The organism is Streptomyces sp., assembly GCF_036566765.1.
In the GTDB taxonomy this organism is placed as follows: Bacteria; Actinomycetota; Actinomycetes; order Streptomycetales; family Streptomycetaceae; genus Streptomyces.
On sequence record NZ_DATCVQ010000684.1, the window covers coordinates 12556 to 28504 of the forward strand.

The window sequence follows — 15949 nt, forward strand, 5'->3', positions numbered from 1 at the left end:
GACCGCGGGGGGCGAACGCGCCCCCCGCGCCCTGCCTACGATGCGCGGCATGAAGGAACGCTGGGAAAGACACACCCAAACGCCGCTGCTGGCCCTGGCCGTGGCGTTCGGCCTCGCGTACGCCGTGCCGATCGTGGCGCCGGACGCCGACCGCTGGGTCCACGACCTGTGCCTGGCCGTGGAGTGGGTGGTCTGGGGCGCCTTCGCCGTCGACTACGCCGTACGTCTGGGTCTCGCGCCCGCCAAGTGGCAGTTCGTGCGCGGCCATCCGCTGGATCTGCTGGCGGTGCTGCTCCCCCTCGTGCAGCCGCTGCGGCTGTTGCGGGTGGTCTCCACGCTCCTCCTCGTGGGCCGGCGGGCCCGGATGGCCCCACAGATAACGCTCACCACCTATGTGGCAGGCGCGGTGGTCGGGCTGATGATGTTCGGCTCGCTGGCCGTGCTGCACGTGGAACGCTCGGCCCCGAACGGCAACATCAAGACGCTGGGCGACGCGGTCTGGTGGTCGTTCACCACGATGACGACCGTCGGGTACGGGGACCACGCCCCGACCACGGGCCTGGGCCGGGTCCTCGCGGTGGGCCTGATGCTCTCCGGGATCGCCCTGCTCGGTGTGGTCACCGCAAACATCGCCGCCTGGTTCATCGCCCGCTTCGACCGGGACGACGCACAGGAGCGCCGGCAGAACGAGCTCCTCGAAGCGCTGACGCACGAGGTGCGGGAACTGCGCGCCGAGGTGGCCCGGCTCCACGCCCCGGCGGACTCCGCCGACGCCGTCCCCTCCCCGACCGCTCCCAGATCCCCTACCGCTCCCAGATCTTGAAGGCTCTGACCTGGTAGGGACTCTGCGGCACCCATGTGCCCGTCCCCGGATACGTCTCGAACTGGCCCGTCTCCGCGCACTCGGCGGACTGGTACGTCGTCACCGGTCGGCCGGTCCGGTTGGCCAGCGCCTGCGCGCTGGTCCCGGCCGGCAGCGGGACGCAGCTCTCGATGTCGGTGTCGGCCAGTTCATGCGCGCTCGCCCTGCCCCTGAAGTCGGACTTCGGCCAGAGACAGAGCTGCCCGGGCGCGCAGGGCCCGAGCTTGGGCGACGACGCCGCGGCCGTGGACGGTGCGCCCGCCAGCAGGGCCGCCAGGGCGATGAGGACCGCGGCCGCAGCCGCGACCGAGGTCCCACCGGACTTCGTGTTCATTTCCGTGTTCATCTCAACATCCCCCCGATTCGTCACTCTCCGTAACCAGATCTTGGGGGATCTCACCGTCCGTTGGGAAGGGGGTCAAGCCCCCTTCCCCCGATCGGGTGAACGGCCGCGTCAGATGTGGGCCGCGCCCGCGCCCGCCTCCGCGTTCTCGCCGCGCTTCGTCAGCGTGGCGACCAGCGCCGCGACGACGGCGACGACACCGGCGACGGTGAAGGCCAGGCCCATGCCCGACATGAAGGTGTCGTGGATGACCTTGCCGATGGTGGCGAGAGCGTCCGGGGTCATCCCCGGGGCCTTGGCCAGCTCCGGCGGCACGACGCCGAACTCCGCGGCCTGCTCCAGCTTCGGGTCCGGCGGGACGGGGATGCCCGCGTCCTTCCAGTTCTCCGCGAACACGCTGCTGACCTTGGAGGACATCACCGCGCCGAGCACGGCCGTGCCGAGCGCGCCGCCCACCTGCATGGCGGCCTGCTGCAGACCGCCGGCCACACCGGACAGCTCAAGCGGCGCGTTGCCGACGATGACCTCGGTGGCGCCGACCATGACCGGGGCGAGGCCCAGGCCGAGCAGGGCGAACCACAGCGACATCGTGAGCGTGCCGGTCTCCGGGGTCAGGCTGATCATGCCGAACATCGCGACCGCGGTGCAGACCATGCCGCCGACCAGTGGGATACGGGGCCCGAACTTGGTGATGAGCACACCCGCGAGCGGCGAGGAGACGATCATCATCGCGGTCAGCGGCAGCAGGTGCAGACCGCTGTCGACCGGGCTCAGACCCTTCACGCCCTGGAGGTAGAAGGTGACGAAGAAGAGGCCGCCCATGAAGGCGAAGGCCATCAGGACCATCAGCACCACGCCGGCCGACAGCGGGACGGACCGGAACATCCCCAGCGGGATGAGCGGCTCCTTGACCTTGGTCTCCCAGACGGCGAAGAGCACGAAGAGCAGCACCGCGCCGCCCAGGAACGCCCAGGTGTTGAGGCTCGCCCAGCCCCAGGATTCGCCCGCCTTGATGATGCCCCAGATGAGGGAGCCCATCGCGCCGGAGAGCAGCAGGATGCCGAGCAGGTCGAAGGAGCGCGGCGCGTTCTCGGCGCGGTGGTCCTTGAGGATCACCAGGCCGAAGACCAGCGCGATCACGCCGACCGGCACGTTGACGAAGAAGACCGACTGCCAGCTGACGTGCTCGACCAGCAGACCGCCGACGATCGGGCCGCCCGCGGTGGAGGCGCCGATGACCATGCCCCAGATGCCGATCGCCATGTTCAGCTTCTCGGCGGGGAAGGTGGCGCGCAGCAGGCCGAGCGCGGCCGGCATCAGCAGTGCACCGAAGAGGCCCTGGAGCACCCGGAAGGCGATCACGAAGGCGATCGAGTCGGAGAGGCCGATCGCGCCGGAGGCGGCGGCGAAGCCGGCTATGCCGATCAGGAAGGTCTGCCGGTGGCCGAAGCGGTCGCCGAGCTTGCCGGCGGTGATCAGTGCGACGGCGAGGGCGAGCAGATAGCCGTTGGTGATCCACTGGACGTCGGCCATCGACGCCTTGAGGTCTTTCTGGATGGCCGGATTGGCGATGGCGACGATCGTGCCGTCCAGCGCGACCATCATCACGCCCACGGCCACGGCGAAGAGCGTCAACCAGGGGTGACCGCGGAGCCCCTTGGTCTGCGCCGGCACGGGGCTGGGCCCCTGCGGCTTCGGCGCCTTCTCGATGGTGGTCTGACTAGTCATGCGACGAGGCTAGTGTCAGTGACTGACAATTGACAAAGCAGTTCACACGACGGTAACTGTCATGTTGCTCACAGGTACGCTGATCCGGTCCAAGTGGCGGAAAGAGGACCATCAAGTGACGTTTACCGGTCCGCAAGCGGCGCCTCCGGCTGCCGGATTGCGCGAGCGGAAGAAGCAGCGCACGCGCGACGCCCTGCTGCGCGCGGCCCTGGAGCTCTTCACTGCCCAGGGGTACGAGCAGACCACCGTGGACGAGATCGCCGACGCCGTCGACGTCTCCCAGCGCACGTTCTTCCGCTACTTCGCCACCAAGGAGGAGGCGGCCTTCGCCGTCCAGCACATGGTGGAGCAGCGCTTCGTCCGCGCGCTGGAGGAACGCCCGGCGGAGGAGGGCCCGTTCGACGCGATGCGCAATGCGGTCCTGTGCGCCTGGGACCAGATCGGCGAGGCGATCGAGGAGGTCGTCCCGGTCGAGCTGTACCTGCGCACCTTCCAGGTGATCGAGTCGACGCCGGCGCTGCTCGCGGTCCACCTGCGCCGCTCCACCGAGATGGAGGAAAGCATCGCCCGGCTGATCGCCGAGCGCGAGGGCCTGGACCTGGAGACGGACCCGCGCCCCCGCGTGGCGGTGGCGGCGTTCAGCGGAGTGATGCGGGTGACCGGCCAGCTCTGGGGCCGCGGCACGGACACCTCGCTCGACGCGATCCGCGCCCTGACCGAGCGCTACCTCGACCACCTGGGGCCCGCGCTGGCCACGGACTGGCGGGAGTAAGGGCGTACGGGAGCGGGAGTAGGGGCGTACGGGAGCGGGAGTAGGAGCGTACGGCAGCGGGAGTAGGAGCGTACGGCAGCGGAGTCAAAACCCCTCACCCACCGTCACCGTAACCGGTGGCATTCCCTCCGCCTGACGTGATCCCCGTCACCCTCGGCCCAGCCCCGCGCGGCCGTCTCCTAGGGTGTCCCGCAGTGACTTCCTTCGACTCCTCCCCCACTCTCGCCGCCTGGCGCATGCTGCTCGCGCTGGCCGTGGTGTTCGTCCTCCTCGCGACGACCGGCTGGACCACGATCCGTCGTCAGCCCGGGTCGGAGGACCCGCACAGAGCCGCGCTCGCCGCCTGGGCGCACGGCTCGGCCGGCCACCGGCGACTGCCCGACCCGACCGCCCCCGCCCGTACGATCGCCGACTTCTTCGACGCGATCGGCGCCTGGCACTCCGCCCGACTCGCCGACGAGTACCCGCTCGTCGTCGGCAACCTCAACGGCGCCCCGGTCACCCTGCGCTACCGCGCCAACCGCCTCGCCCTCGGCCGGGCGCTCGCCGCCGAACGCCGGCGCCTGAGCAACGCGAAGCTCAGCGCCGACGGCCGGCGGGAGGCCACCCGCCGGGCGCACCGGTTCGCCTCGCTGATGGGGCCGGGCCGGCAGATCCTCGCGTTCGACGCGTCCGGCCCCGGCCGCACCGCCGAGGTCCTCGGGGACCTGGATCGGGCGAGCCGGGTGTCGGTGATCGTGCCGGGCGTCGACACGAACCTGCTCACCTTCCAGAAGACCCGGGGCAGGTACTCGGCCCCGGCCGGCATGGCGCGTTCGCTGTACGACGCCGAGCGCAGGGCCGCGCCGGGCGCCCGCGTCGCCGTCATCGCCTGGGCCGACTACACCTCCCCCGTCGGCGTCGGCATCGACGCGGCGATCGGGCGGCTCGCGGAGAGCGGGGCGGTCCGGCTCGTCGACATGACGACCGCGCTGCCCGGGGCCTCGCGCGTGACGCTGTTCTGCCACAGCTACGGCTCCGTGCTCTGCGGTGTCGCCGCGCCCCGGCTGCCGGAGCGCGTCACGGACGTCGCGGTGGCCGGCAGCCCCGGCATGCGGGTCGACAGCGCGGCCCAGTTGGCCACCCGCGCCCGGGTGTGGGCGATGCGGGACGCGGACGACTGGATCCAGGGCGTGCCCAACCTGGAGATCGGCGGGGTCGGGCACGGGGCCGATCCGGTGGAGCCCTCGTTCGGCGCCCGACGGCTCTCCGCGGCCGGCGCGGACGGGCATACCGGCTATTTCGAGCCGGGCACCGAGAGCCTCGACAACTTCGCCGACATAGGTGTCGGTGCGTACCAGGAACTGACCTGTGCGAGCGCCGACAGCGCTTGCCGCAGTGGAATCTCCGGCGGGACGGACGCCTGACGCGCGTAGAGCGCACGGGAGTTCGCCGGGGTACCGGCCGGGTGGAGTGGGGCGACGCCGGAGCGCATGCGGCATACGATGAGGCGCATGGGTGATGTGCTGGCCGGAATTCATGCCACCTGGGAGTTCGAGACCGACGCCGTGCTCATCCGCTTCGAACGGGGGATACGCACGCCGAGACTCTTCCAGGCGCTGCGCGAACGACGCGTGCCGCACGAGGCGTTGGCGGACGTGACCCTGACGGCGGGCAAGCGCGGGACGGTGGTGCTGCACGCGGTGCCGCGACCGGGGGCCGATCCGTTGATGGAGGCGGCGGCGGGGCAGCTCAAGGACGGCTGCGACCCGTACCGCCTCGTGCTGCCCGCGGAGCGCGAGACGCTCGCGGAGTACTACGCGGACGAGCTGCGTCCGCTGGTCGCGGCGGACGCGGGGCCCTCGGACGGCTACCTGGTGGCGGCCCCGGAGGGACCGCAGTCCTTCAAGGCGTACGACGGCAGAGCGAGCTTCGACGGTGCGGGCGAGGTCGCCTTCCGCTGGTCGTGGACGGGCGCCTCGTCGGCGAAGTGGAAGGCCGGCGACCAGGCGTTCCCGGTACACGAGCTGAGCGGGGTGGAGTGGCGCACGCCCGACGTCATGGACGGCTATCTGCGACTGCTGCGCCGCGACCGCGACGCCGGCACGCAGCCGGCTCAGGCCGACCTCGACCCGGCGTCGGTCGTCTTCGGGCTCGGGTACGGGCCGGTCCACGAGTCGCTGCCGTTCGCGGCGGCGGTCCTCGCGGCGATCCGCGACGCGGAGGCCGACGGAGCCGCGCCGGCGGCGGTGACGGCGGGCGCGCGGCGCGATCCGGCGGACATCGCGGAAAGGATCCGCCACCTGGGAGACCTGCATCGGGCGGGGCTGGTGACGGACGAGGAATTCACGGCGAAGAAGCGGGAACTGCTGGCGGAGCTGTAGGGGGCGACTGATCCGGGCCCGGTGTCATACCCGGGTATCGGTCGTCGGTCGGGTCCTCGGTATGACGTCGGGGCGGGGGCGACCTGCCTAGGGTGAGCGCGTCATGAGTAACGCATCCCCTTCACCCGAGCCGCCGGTTTCCGAGCCCGCGCCGGAATCCGCGCCCCCGTCCCCCCAAGTCGTCGACCGCCTGCGCTCTTTCGTCCGCAAGGTCGTCCCGGCCACCGCGCGGGAGCCGCTGCACGCCCTCGGCCTCGCGCTGGCGACCCCGACCCGGCCCGGCGCGCCGCTGCTCGCCGGGGCGCCGGCGCGGTGGCTGCGCCTGCTGCCGTACGGCGTGGCGCTCGCGTTCGTCGCCTCGCTGCTGCCGGTCACCATCACCGTCCTCACGCAGGAGTACCAGGTCAACGGCGCCCTCGCCGGGGCCCTCGGCACCGCGCAGACCGCGCCGCTGCTGCTCGCCGTGACGCGGCCGCTGCAGGCCTGGTGGATCATCGTCACCGCCGATTTCGTCGGGGCGCTCGTGCTGATCGCGGCCGACGGCACCGCCGGCCGGCCATGGCCCTGGACCCCGATGGTCGTGGTCGGGTACCTCGCGCTGATGCTCGCCGTCGGGCTGCGCGAGCCCCGCCGGACCCTGTTGGGGGTCTGGCTGGTGACGGGCGCGGCCGGGTGGCTGTGCGAGCTGATCGCGCCCGAGCTCAGCGAGCCCGTACACGTCCTGCTGTTCGTGCTCAGCGGTGTCGTGCTCCTGATCACCGGTACCTTGCGCGAACGCGGCGACGCGCAGCGCCGGCTCGTCGAGCAGGAGACGATCAGCGAGGCGGAGCGGGCGCGGCGGACGCTCCTCGAGGAGCGCACCCGGATCGCGCGCGAGCTGCACGACGTCGTCGCCCACCACATGTCGGTGATCACGGTCCAGGCGGACTCGGCGCCGTACCGGATCCCCGACCTGCCGGACGCGGCGCGAGAGGAGTTCGGCTCGATCGCCGCGTCCGCGCGGGAGTCGCTCGCGGAGATGCGGCGGCTGCTCGTGGTGCTCAGGAGCGAGGGCACGGAGGGCGAGCGGGCCCCGCAGCCGGGGCTCGACCGGGTGCAGCAGCTGATCGAGGCGACGGTACGGGCGGGGGTGCCGGCGGAGTCGTCGCTGGCGGCGGAGCTCGGGGAGGTGCCGGCGGCGGTGGACCTGTCGGCGTACCGGATCGTGCAGGAGGCGCTGGCGAACGTGGTCCGGCATGCGCCGGGGGCGCGGACGCGGGTGTCGGTGCGGCCGGACGAGAGCGGCGAGTGGCTGACGGTCCTGGTCGTCAACGGGCCGTCGGAGGAGCGGGGTTCGCGCCGGTCGCCGGTGGAGAGCGGCGGGACCGGGCACGGGCTTGTGGGGATGCGGGAGCGCGTACGGTTGACCGGCGGCACGCTGGACACCGGGCCGCTGCCGGACGGCGGCTTCCGGGTCGCGGCGCGGATGCCGCTGCGTACGGGTACGGCTTCACCTATGAAGGGCTCCATGTGACCATCCGCGTGATCATCGTCGACGACCAGGCCATGGTGCGGGCGGGGTTCGCCGCGCTGTTGTCGGCGCAGACCGACATCGACGTGGTGGGCGAGGCGCCGGACGGACGGGCGGGCGTGGAGGTGGCGCGGTCCACGCATCCGGACGTGGTGCTGATGGACGTGCGGATGCCGGAGATGGACGGGCTCACGGCGGCGCGGGAGATCCTCACGGGCGGGGTGGGAGCGGTGCACCGGCCTCGGGTGCTGATGCTGACGACCTTCGACGTGGACGACTACGTGTACGAGGCGCTGCGCGCCGGGGCGTCCGGCTTCCTGCTGAAGGACGCGCCGCCGGCGGACCTGATCGCGGCGGTACGGGTGGTGGCGGCGGGCGAGGCGCTCCTGGCGCCGTCCGTGACGCGACGCCTGATCGCCGACTTCGCGGCGCAACGTCCGGCACCGCGCCGGGACCGGGCGTCGCTCCGCCTGAACGGCCTGACGCCGCGTGAGACAGAGGTCCTGGAGCTGATCGCCCGGGGCCTGTCGAACCAGGAGATCGCGGCACGGCTGGTCCTGGCGGAACAGACGGTGAAGACGCACGTCGGCCGGGTCCTGGCGAAGCTGGACCTGCGGGACCGGGCGCAGCTGGTGATCTTCGCGTACGAGGCGGGGTTGGTGCGGCCGGGGGACGGGGTCGTCTGACGTAGGCGGCTCGCCCTCTCGCGCCTGGGGTTCTCCCCCGGGGGCTCGCCCTCCCCCGACTCGGGGGTTCTCCCCAGCACCTCCCCCTACCCCGGTAGCAGTTCGCAGTTGGCTCCATGGTGTGACGTGGCGTCACCCTTCCGCTTCCTACCTTCCTCACGTCAACGACGAGGCAGCGGAAGCAGGAGGAGCCCGGGATGCGGCGGTACAACAAGACGGTGGCCACGTTCGCGCTGGTGGTCACCGTGGTGGCGGGGACCGCGGGGTGGGCCTCGGGGAGTTCGCAGCAGGCTGTGACCGGGGGGCCGGAGGGGGTCCGGGCCTGGGTCGCTGCCGGGCTTCCCGACCCGGCGGGCGTCACGGCGCGTGAAGTCTCGGAGTTCTTCCGCTCCTTGACGTCACCTCAGCAACAGGAGCTCATACGGCTCCACCCCTCCGTCGTCGGGAACCTCGACGGCGTTCCCGTACACCTCCGGTACGCCGCCAACGCCCGGTCCCTGAAGGGCGATCCGCGGTTCGTCGGGCGGCAGGTGCTTGCCTACGACCCTCGGGGGCGGGGGCAGGTGGCCGTCGTCGAGGGGGATCTGGAGCGGGCTGCGCACGTCGCCGTCGTCGTGCCCGGGTCCGATGTCGACGCCGGGCACAGCGCGTCCCTCGTCCGCAAGGCCGAAGCCCTGCACGACGCCTCCGGCGGGCGGACCGCCGTCGTCGCCTGGGCCGGGTACACCACGCCCGTCGGCGTCGGGGTCGACGCCGCCACCGGCGGCCTCGCGGAGGCGGGCGCGGCGCGGCTGGTCCGGTTCGTCGACGGGATCGTGGCCGCCGGCGCGCCGGAGCCCGCGGTGTTCTGCCACAGCTACGGCTCCGTCGTCTGCGGCCTGGCCGCCCGCGACCTCAAGGCCAAGGACATCGTCGTGCACGGCTCCCCCGGCATGCGCGCCGACAACGTCGCCGAGCTGCGCACCTCCGCCCGGGTCTGGGCCGCCAAGGACCCCGACGACTGGATCTCCAAAGTCCCGAACGTCCGTCTCCTCGGGCTCGGGCACGGAGCCGACCCGACCGACCCGGAGTTCGGCGCGCGGCCCGTGCCCGCCGCCGACGCCCGCGGCCACGACGGGTACTTCGCCCCCGGCACCCAGTCCCTGCGCGCCTTCGCCGCCATCGCCGAGGGGGACGTCGAGTGAATCTCGCCGCGACTGTCGAAGCCCGCACCCCCGCCCACCGCGACCGCGCGATCGACGGACTCCGCGCGCTCGCCCTGCTCGCCGTTCCCACCGGGCACTGGCTGCTCGGCGGGTTCACGCTCACCCCCGACGGCGCGATCCACAACGCCAGCCCGCTCTCCGCCTTCGGCGGACTCGCCCCCGTCAGCTGGGTCCTGCAGATGCTCGGGATCTTCTTCCTCGTCGGCGGGTTCGCCTCCGCGCTGTCGTACGCGCGGCACTCCGGCCCCGCCCGCGACTGGCTCAAGGGGCGGCTCACCCGCCTGGGCCGGCCCGTGCTCGGCGTCACCGCCGTCTGGGCCGTGACGCTGCCGCTGCTGCACTACGGGTTCGCGGTGCCCTACGGCACCCTGCGGACCGCGTCCACCCTCGTCGTACAGCCCCTGTGGTTCGTCGGCGTCTACACGGTGATCACCGCGCTCACCCCGTACTGCGTCCGCGCCGCCCGCCGCATGGGCGTGTGGGCCGCGGCACCGCTGCTCGGCGCCGTCGCCGTCGTGGACGTCCTGCGCTACGGGCCGTACGCCGACGCGATGCCGGGCTGGCTGAGCGTGCTCAACATCCTGCCGGGGTGGATGTTCGCGTACCAGCTCGGCGTCTCCTGGGCCGAGGGCCGGGTGACGCGGCGGCACGCGTGGGGGCTGCTGCTCGGCGGCGTCGCGCTGTTCGCCGCGCTGCTGCTCGTGTTCGGCTACCCGGCCTCGATGGTCGGCGTGCCGGGCGAGGCCCGCACCAACTCGCACCCGCCGTCGCTGCTGGTGCTCGCCCTCGCCGCCGCGCAGAGCGGTGCGGCGATCCTGCTCCGCGAGCGGCTGGGGCGGCTGCTGCGCCGACCCGCGCTGTGGGCGCCGGTCGTCGCGATCAACCTGTCCGCGATGACGATCCTGTGCTGGCACCAGACCGCGATGCTCGCCGCCGCGATCCCCGGCTCGTACGGCGGTGAGCTCACCGGCCTGGTCGGCGCGCCGGACTCGGTCGGCTGGGTCCTCGCCCGGCTGGCCTGGATGCCGCTGTTCGCCGGACTGCTCGTGCTGATCGGGCGGCACGCGCGGCGCTTCGAGGCGCCCTGGGCGAACACCGGAACGGCGCTGCGCGCCACGGCGGGCGTGCTGGCCGCGGGCTTCGCGGTGTTCGCCCTGGGGTGAGCCGTATGCCCAGGGCGTCGGCCCAGCCGTACGCCCAGGCCGTACGCCCAGCCGTGCGGCGCCAGCCGTGCGGCGCCGGCCTCAGGCCGTACGCCCGGCCGTGCGGCCCTGCCCCCAGGCCCCAGGCCCTACTCCCGCGCCGTCGACGTGAACCGCATGTCCGGGTACCGGTCCCCCGTCACCTGCCCCGCGATCGGCTCCAGCTCCGCCAGCTCCGCGTCCGTCAGCGTGATCCGGGTCGCCGCCGCGTTCTCCGCGAGGCGGGAGCGCTTGCGGGTGCCGGGGATCGGGACGACCGTGAGGCCGTGCACCCGGGCCCGCTGCTGGACCCAGGCGAGGGCCACCTGCGCGGCCGTCGCCCCGTGCGTCGCCGCGATCTTGTGGACCGGGGCCAGGAGCGCCGCGTTCCGCTCCGCCGCCTCCCCGCTGAAGCGCGGCTGGTGGCGGCGGTAGTCGTCGTCCGACAGGTCCTTCGCGGCGTCCGCGAACGCCCCGCTCAGGAAGCCCCGGCCGAGCGGCGAGTACGGCACGAAGGCCACGCCGAGCTCCGCCGCCGCGCCGACCGCGCTGTGCTCCACGTCGCGGGAGAACAGCGACCACTCCGACTGGAGCGCGGTGATCGGGTGCACCGCGTGCGCCTCGCGCAGCTCCGCGCCGGTGACCTCGCTCAGCCCGAGGTACTTCACCTTGCCCTCGCGCACCAGCTCCGCCATGGCCCCGACGGACTCGGCGAGCGGCACGGCGGGGTCTCGGCGGTGCATGTAGTACAGGTCGATGGTCTCGACGCCGAGGCGGCGCAGACTGCCCTCGACGGCCTGCCGGATGTACGGGCGGTCGTTGCGGATGCCCCGGTGCCGCGGGTCGTCGCCGCGCTCCAGGGCGAACTTGGTGGCCAGGGTGATCTCGTCGCGGTGCGCGGCGACGAACGGCGCGAGGAACTCCTCGTTGGCGCCCCGCCCGTACGCGTCCGCCGTGTCGATCAGAGTGACGCCGAACTCCAACGCCGCGTCGAGGGTGTCGCGCGCGGCGGCCTCGTCGGTGTCGCCGTAGAACTCGCTGATGCCCATGGCGCCGAAGCCCTGCACGCCGACCTGGGGTCCGTCGACGCCGAGCCGTACGGTCTCGATCCTGCTCATGAGGTGGTGCCTCCGCATGCGTTCGCGTAGTGACTGATCTTGAAGTCGAGGACGGCGAGCGTGTCCTGGAGCTCGGCGATCCGGTTCAGCACGTCGATCCGGGTGCTCTCCAGGAGCGCGCGCCGTTCGGCGTGGGTGTGGCCGCCCGCCCGCACCAGCTCCGCGTACCGGACCATGTCGGCGACCGGCATCCCGGTCAGCCGCAGCTTGCCGACGAAGGCCAGCCACTCCAGGTCGCGGGCGGTGAAGCGGCGCTGGCCGGTGTGCGACCGGTCGACGTGCGGCATCAGCCCGATCCGCTCGTACCAGCGCAGGGTGTGGGCCGAGAGCCCGGTCAGGGCGGCCACCTCGCTGATCGTGTAGCGGTCCTTGCCGGCAAGCCCGGCCGTGCTCTCGATCACGCTCATGTCCACCACGCTAAAACGTTGGAGTGCACTCTAAGCAAGTAGGCTCGGCCGCATGCAGAGCCTGGCACTGATCGAGAACTGGCCCGTCCCCACCGCGGCCGCCGCCGTCGTCCGCGCGGACGGCTCCGTGGCCGGCGCGCACGGCCCGACGGACCTGCGGTTCCCGCTCGCCTCGGTGACCAAGCCGCTGGCCGCGTACGCCGCCCTCGTCGCGTACGAGGAGGGGGCGATCGACCTCGACGAGCCGGCCGGGCCCGAGGGCGCGACGGTCCGGCACCTGCTGGCGCACACCTCGGGGCTCGCGTTCGACGAGAACCGGGTCATGGCGGCGCCCGGGACGCGGCGGATCTACTCCAACACCGGCTTCGAGGCGCTCGGCGACCATGTCGCCAAGGCGACGGACATCCCGTTCGCGGAGTACCTGCGCCAGGCGGTCCTGGACCCGTTGGGCATGACCGCGACGACGCTGGAAGGTTCCTGCGCGAAGGACGGCGTGTCGAGCGTGGACGACCTGGTGCGGTTCGCGGCCGAGGTGCAGGCGCCGCGGCTGCTGGACGCCCGCACGGTCCTCGACGCGATGACGGTGACGTACCCCGGCCTGACCGGCATCCTGCCCGGCTACGGCCACCAGCGGCCGAACGACTGGGGGCTGGGCTTCGAGATCCGGGACGGCAAGTCGCCGCACTGGACGGGGGCCTCGTCCTCGCCGCGCACGTTCGGGCACTTCGGCCAGTCGGGCACGTTCCTGTGGATCGACCCGGACGCCCGCGCGGCCTGCGTCGCGCTGACCGACCGCGCCTTCGGGCCGTGGGCGATCGAGGCGTGGCCGACGTTCACGGACGCGGTCCTCGCCGAGCTGCGCGCCTGACGCGTCCCGAAGGTCTGACGCGTCCCGAAGGCCTGACGCGTCTCTAGTCCGTCTCGCACCGGGTCGCCGGCAGTGCCCCGTCCATCCCGGAGACGACGACCTGAGCCGCGGCGCCGAGGTCCTCGGCGTACACGGCCGTGCACACCAACTGGCGCACGGCGATGGGGTCGAGGTCCTGCACCCGGACGGTGAGCCGGACGCGTAGCGCCGAGCCGCCGTCGGCGCCGGGCTGCCTCTGCGCGTGCGGCTCGCCCGCGCCGTGGAAGGCGATCCGGCTGGTGAGGCCGGCGGCGCGTTCCCGGTCGTCCGGTCCCTCGATGAGGGCACTGAGCACCTTGTCGGTGGCGACGTGCTGGTCGGGCGGGTCGGTGGACTCGATCGTGGAGCCGACCACCCGGCCGATGCCGAGGTCGCGGGCGACCGGCATCATCCGGCCGTCCTGCGCGACGAAGAACAGCAGCATCCTCGGACCGGCCGTCGGCTGCACGATGACCGGAGCCGCGCCGCCCGCCTCCACGACATCGCTCTTCTGTATGCCGCAGGCGGCGAGCGGCAGCAGGGCCAGCAGGGCGGCCGCTGCACGCCGCAGGGACCTGCTCGCGGCGGGGCTCACAGCGGGATCCTGACGGTGAAGACGGCGCCGCCGTCGGGCCGGTCGGCGGCGACGACGGTACCGCCGTGCAGCCGGACGTTCTCCAGGGTGATGGCGAGGCCGAGACCGCTGCCGGCCGAGCGGGTGCGGGCGGCGTCGCCTTTGTAGAAACGGTCGAAGACGTGCGGCAGGACGTCCTCCGGGATGCCCCGCCCCCGGTCGGCGACCTCCATGACGAGCCAGTCCCCTTCCGCGTGCACCCGGACGGTCACCGGCGCCCCGCCGTGCCGCAGCGCGTTGCCGACCAGGTTCGCCACGATCACGTCGAAGCGGCGCGGGTCGAGCTGGGCGCGGATGCCGTCGATGAGCTCGGTGACTATCTGGGTGGGGCCCTGCGACGGGTCGGTCCAGCGCCGGTTCTGCAGGCTCTTGCGGACCGCCTCGGCCACGTCCACCTCGTCCGTGTGCAGTTCGGCGGCGCGTGCGTCGAAGCGGGAGATCTCCATCAGGTCCTCGACGAGGACGGCCAGTTTGCCGGTCTCCGCGCTGATCAGGCGGACCGCGCGGGCGGTGTCCGAGTCGAGCCCGTCGGCGTCCTCGTCGAGGACCTCCGTGACGGCGAGCATGCCGGCGAGCGGGGTGCGCAGCTCGTGCGAGACGTCGGAGGCGAAGCGGCGGGCGCGGGCCTCGGCGCGCCGGAGCTCGGCGACGGAGCGTTCGAGCCCCGCGGCGGACTCGTTGAAGGTCCGGGCGAGGTCGGCCAGTTCGTCGCTGCCCTTCGCATGGATACGGGTGTCCAGGAGGCCCCGGCCCATGCTGTGGGCCGCGCGCCGCAGCTCCCGGACCGGGCGCAGCACGCCTCTCGCGGCCAGCAGCGCCGGGATCAGGGCGACCAGCAGCGCGGGCAGGGCGCCGTCCCGGGCGGCGACGACCATCGCCTCGATGTTGGCCTCCTCCTCGCCGAGGTCCATCACCGCGTACAGGACGAGGCCGGTGGGGCTGCCCTCGGGGAAGCCCCGGTAGTAGCCGCCGAAGACGGCGGGGACCGCGATGGTGAGGTACGGGGCGCCGTCCTTGACCACCCGCTGGAAGCTGCTGTGCGTCGTGCCCAGCGCGCGGGCGCGGGTGCGCAGTTCGGGGGTCAGGACGGTGGACTCGGGCCGGTCGGTGGACGACACGCGCAGGGCGCCGTACTCCGCGTACACCCGCCAGGGCCGCGGCTTGCCCTGCCGGGCGATGCGCTGCAACTCGTTGCGCAGCCCGTCGAGCTCGACCGGCAGCATGGTGTTCAGGGTCTCGACCTGCTGACGGAAGGCCGTGACGGCGGTGTCCTGGGTCTGCTCCAGGATCGCGGTGCGGGCGGCGCGGTAGGTGAGCGCGGCGGTGGTGCCGCAGCCGACGGCGGCGACGAGGAGGAAGGCGAGGACGAGGCGGGTGCGCAGGCCGAAGGGGTGCAGGCGGCGCCGGCGTCTCTCGGCGGGGCGGTCGCCGCCCGGCACGTGGGCCTTCACAGCGGTCCGAAGCGGTAGCCGAAGCCGCGCAGGGTCTGGATGTAGCGGGGATCGCCGGGCGTGTCCTCGATCTTGTTGCGCAGGCGCCGGACGCAGGCGTCCACCAGGCGGGCGTCGCCGTGGTAGCTGTGCTCCCAGACGTGCTCCAGGAGTTGCTGGCGGCTGAAGACCTGCTCGGGCGCGGCGGAGAGATGGAGCAGGAGCTTCAGCTCAGAGGGCGCGAGGGCGATGCGCGTGCCCGCCTTGGCCACGGCGAGGCCGGCGCGGTCGATGGCGAGTTCGCCGTGGAACTCGACGGCCGGGCGGCCGCCGCCGGGCTCCTCGATCCGCCGCAGGACGGCGCGGATCCGGGCCTCGATGACCTCGGTACGGGCGGGCTTGACGATGTAGTCGTCGGCGCCGGCCTCCAGGCCGATGACGACGTCGAAGTCGTCGCCGCGGGCGGTCAGCATGATGATCGGCAGCTGGCTGTCCTCGCGGATGCGACGGCAGACCTGGACACCGTTCATGCCGGGCAGCATGAGGTCGAGCAGCACGAGATCCGGCCGGAACTCCCCGAGCAGCGCGAGCCCGGCCTCCCCGGTCGCGGCCCCCCGCACCTCGTGCCCTCGCCGCCGGAGCCCCAGTTCGACCCCTTCGCGGACGGAGGGGTCGTCTTCTATCAGCAGCACGCGAGGCATCGGAGCACGGTCCCGGGGTCGGAGGTACGGAAGGGGTGGCGGAGGCCTGCCACGACGGCGCGGCCCCGCAGGGCGGCGGGGGCGTCAGCCACGGCGGCGCAGCCCTGCCGCGCGGCGGCGGGC

16 protein-coding genes are annotated in these 15949 nt (G+C 73.1%); 9 read left to right on the top strand and 7 right to left on the bottom strand.

Features of this window, described 5'->3' with window-relative positions; translation table 11 throughout:
• Positions 1-40 precede the first annotated feature (40 nt).
• Positions 41-823, top strand: a complete 783-nt coding sequence (locus VIU94_RS39640) for a potassium channel family protein (RefSeq protein WP_414721092.1) — start codon at positions 41-43, stop codon at positions 821-823.
• On the opposite strand, the gene VIU94_RS39645 is transcribed toward VIU94_RS39640, so the two are convergent.
• Positions 804-1208 carry a peptidase inhibitor family I36 protein gene (locus VIU94_RS39645; protein WP_414721093.1) on the bottom strand — a complete coding sequence of 135 codons (405 nt, stop codon included), beginning with the start codon at positions 1206-1208 and terminating at the stop codon, positions 804-806. The two genes, VIU94_RS39640 and VIU94_RS39645, sit on opposite strands and share 20 nt — an antisense overlap.
• Positions 1209-1316: 108 nt before the next feature.
• Complete coding sequence (locus VIU94_RS39650) at positions 1317-2933, bottom strand: MFS transporter (RefSeq protein WP_331919652.1); 1617 nt, start codon at positions 2931-2933, stop codon at positions 1317-1319.
• Positions 2934-3048: 115 nt separating this feature from the next.
• On the opposite strand from VIU94_RS39650, the gene VIU94_RS39655 reads away from it, so the two are divergent.
• The 7 genes from VIU94_RS39655 (at position 3049) to VIU94_RS39685 (ending at position 10632) form a co-directional block, all read left to right on the top strand.
• Positions 3049-3705: a TetR/AcrR family transcriptional regulator gene (locus VIU94_RS39655; RefSeq protein WP_331919654.1), complete on the top strand. Its 657-nt coding sequence runs from the start codon at positions 3049-3051 to the stop codon at positions 3703-3705.
• Positions 3706-3899: 194 nt separating this feature from the next.
• A complete protein-coding gene (locus tag VIU94_RS39660; RefSeq protein ID WP_331919656.1) occupies positions 3900-5111 on the top strand; it encodes an alpha/beta hydrolase in 1212 nt (403 codons plus the stop codon).
• 87 nt (positions 5112-5198) lie between these two features.
• On the top strand, positions 5199-6068 hold the full coding sequence (locus VIU94_RS39665; protein WP_331919658.1) for a DUF4429 domain-containing protein: 870 nt from the start codon (positions 5199-5201) through the stop codon (positions 6066-6068).
• A 103-nt stretch (positions 6069-6171) separates the two neighbouring features.
• Positions 6172-7581, top strand: a complete 1410-nt coding sequence (locus VIU94_RS39670; RefSeq protein ID WP_331919660.1) for a sensor histidine kinase — start codon at positions 6172-6174, stop codon at positions 7579-7581.
• The gene (locus tag VIU94_RS39675; protein WP_331919662.1) at positions 7578-8264 is read left to right on the top strand and encodes a response regulator; all 687 of its coding nucleotides are present in this window, start codon (positions 7578-7580) and stop codon (positions 8262-8264) included. Before VIU94_RS39670 ends, VIU94_RS39675 begins: the two co-directional genes overlap by 4 nt.
• A 197-nt stretch (positions 8265-8461) precedes the next feature.
• The gene (locus tag VIU94_RS39680; protein WP_331919664.1) at positions 8462-9448 is read left to right on the top strand and encodes an alpha/beta hydrolase; all 987 of its coding nucleotides are present in this window, start codon (positions 8462-8464) and stop codon (positions 9446-9448) included.
• Positions 9445-10632, top strand: a complete 1188-nt coding sequence (locus VIU94_RS39685) for an acyltransferase family protein (protein WP_331919666.1) — start codon at positions 9445-9447, stop codon at positions 10630-10632. Before VIU94_RS39680 ends, VIU94_RS39685 begins: the two co-directional genes overlap by 4 nt.
• 128 nt (positions 10633-10760) lie before the next feature.
• Here VIU94_RS39685 and VIU94_RS39690 read toward each other — a convergent pair whose 3' ends face one another.
• Entirely contained in the window at positions 10761-11768 is a 1008-nt protein-coding gene (locus VIU94_RS39690; RefSeq protein WP_331919668.1) for an aldo/keto reductase, read from the bottom strand.
• The gene (locus VIU94_RS39695) at positions 11765-12175 is read right to left on the bottom strand and encodes a MerR family transcriptional regulator (protein ID WP_331919670.1); all 411 of its coding nucleotides are present in this window, start codon (positions 12173-12175) and stop codon (positions 11765-11767) included. The genes VIU94_RS39690 and VIU94_RS39695 overlap by 4 nt, the downstream gene beginning before the upstream one ends.
• Positions 12176-12227: 52 nt before the next feature.
• On the opposite strand from VIU94_RS39695, the gene VIU94_RS39700 reads away from it, so the two are divergent.
• Positions 12228-13043 carry a serine hydrolase domain-containing protein gene (locus tag VIU94_RS39700; RefSeq protein WP_331919672.1) on the top strand — a complete coding sequence of 272 codons (816 nt, stop codon included), beginning with the start codon at positions 12228-12230 and terminating at the stop codon, positions 13041-13043.
• A 43-nt stretch (positions 13044-13086) separates the two neighbouring features.
• Here VIU94_RS39700 and VIU94_RS39705 read toward each other — a convergent pair whose 3' ends face one another.
• The 3 genes from VIU94_RS39705 to VIU94_RS39715 are packed head-to-tail and all read right to left on the bottom strand — an operon-like array spanning position 13087 to position 15826.
• Positions 13087-13656 (bottom strand): hypothetical protein, encoded by a 570-nt coding sequence (locus tag VIU94_RS39705; protein WP_331919674.1) that lies wholly within the window; start codon positions 13654-13656, stop codon positions 13087-13089.
• The gene (locus VIU94_RS39710; RefSeq protein WP_331919676.1) at positions 13653-15134 is read right to left on the bottom strand and encodes an ATP-binding protein; all 1482 of its coding nucleotides are present in this window, start codon (positions 15132-15134) and stop codon (positions 13653-13655) included. Before VIU94_RS39710 ends, VIU94_RS39705 begins: the two co-directional genes overlap by 4 nt.
• An 8-nt stretch (positions 15135-15142) precedes the next feature.
• On the bottom strand, positions 15143-15826 hold the full coding sequence (locus VIU94_RS39715) for a response regulator (RefSeq protein WP_331919678.1): 684 nt from the start codon (positions 15824-15826) through the stop codon (positions 15143-15145).
• Between the last annotated feature and the right edge of the window lie 123 nt (positions 15827-15949).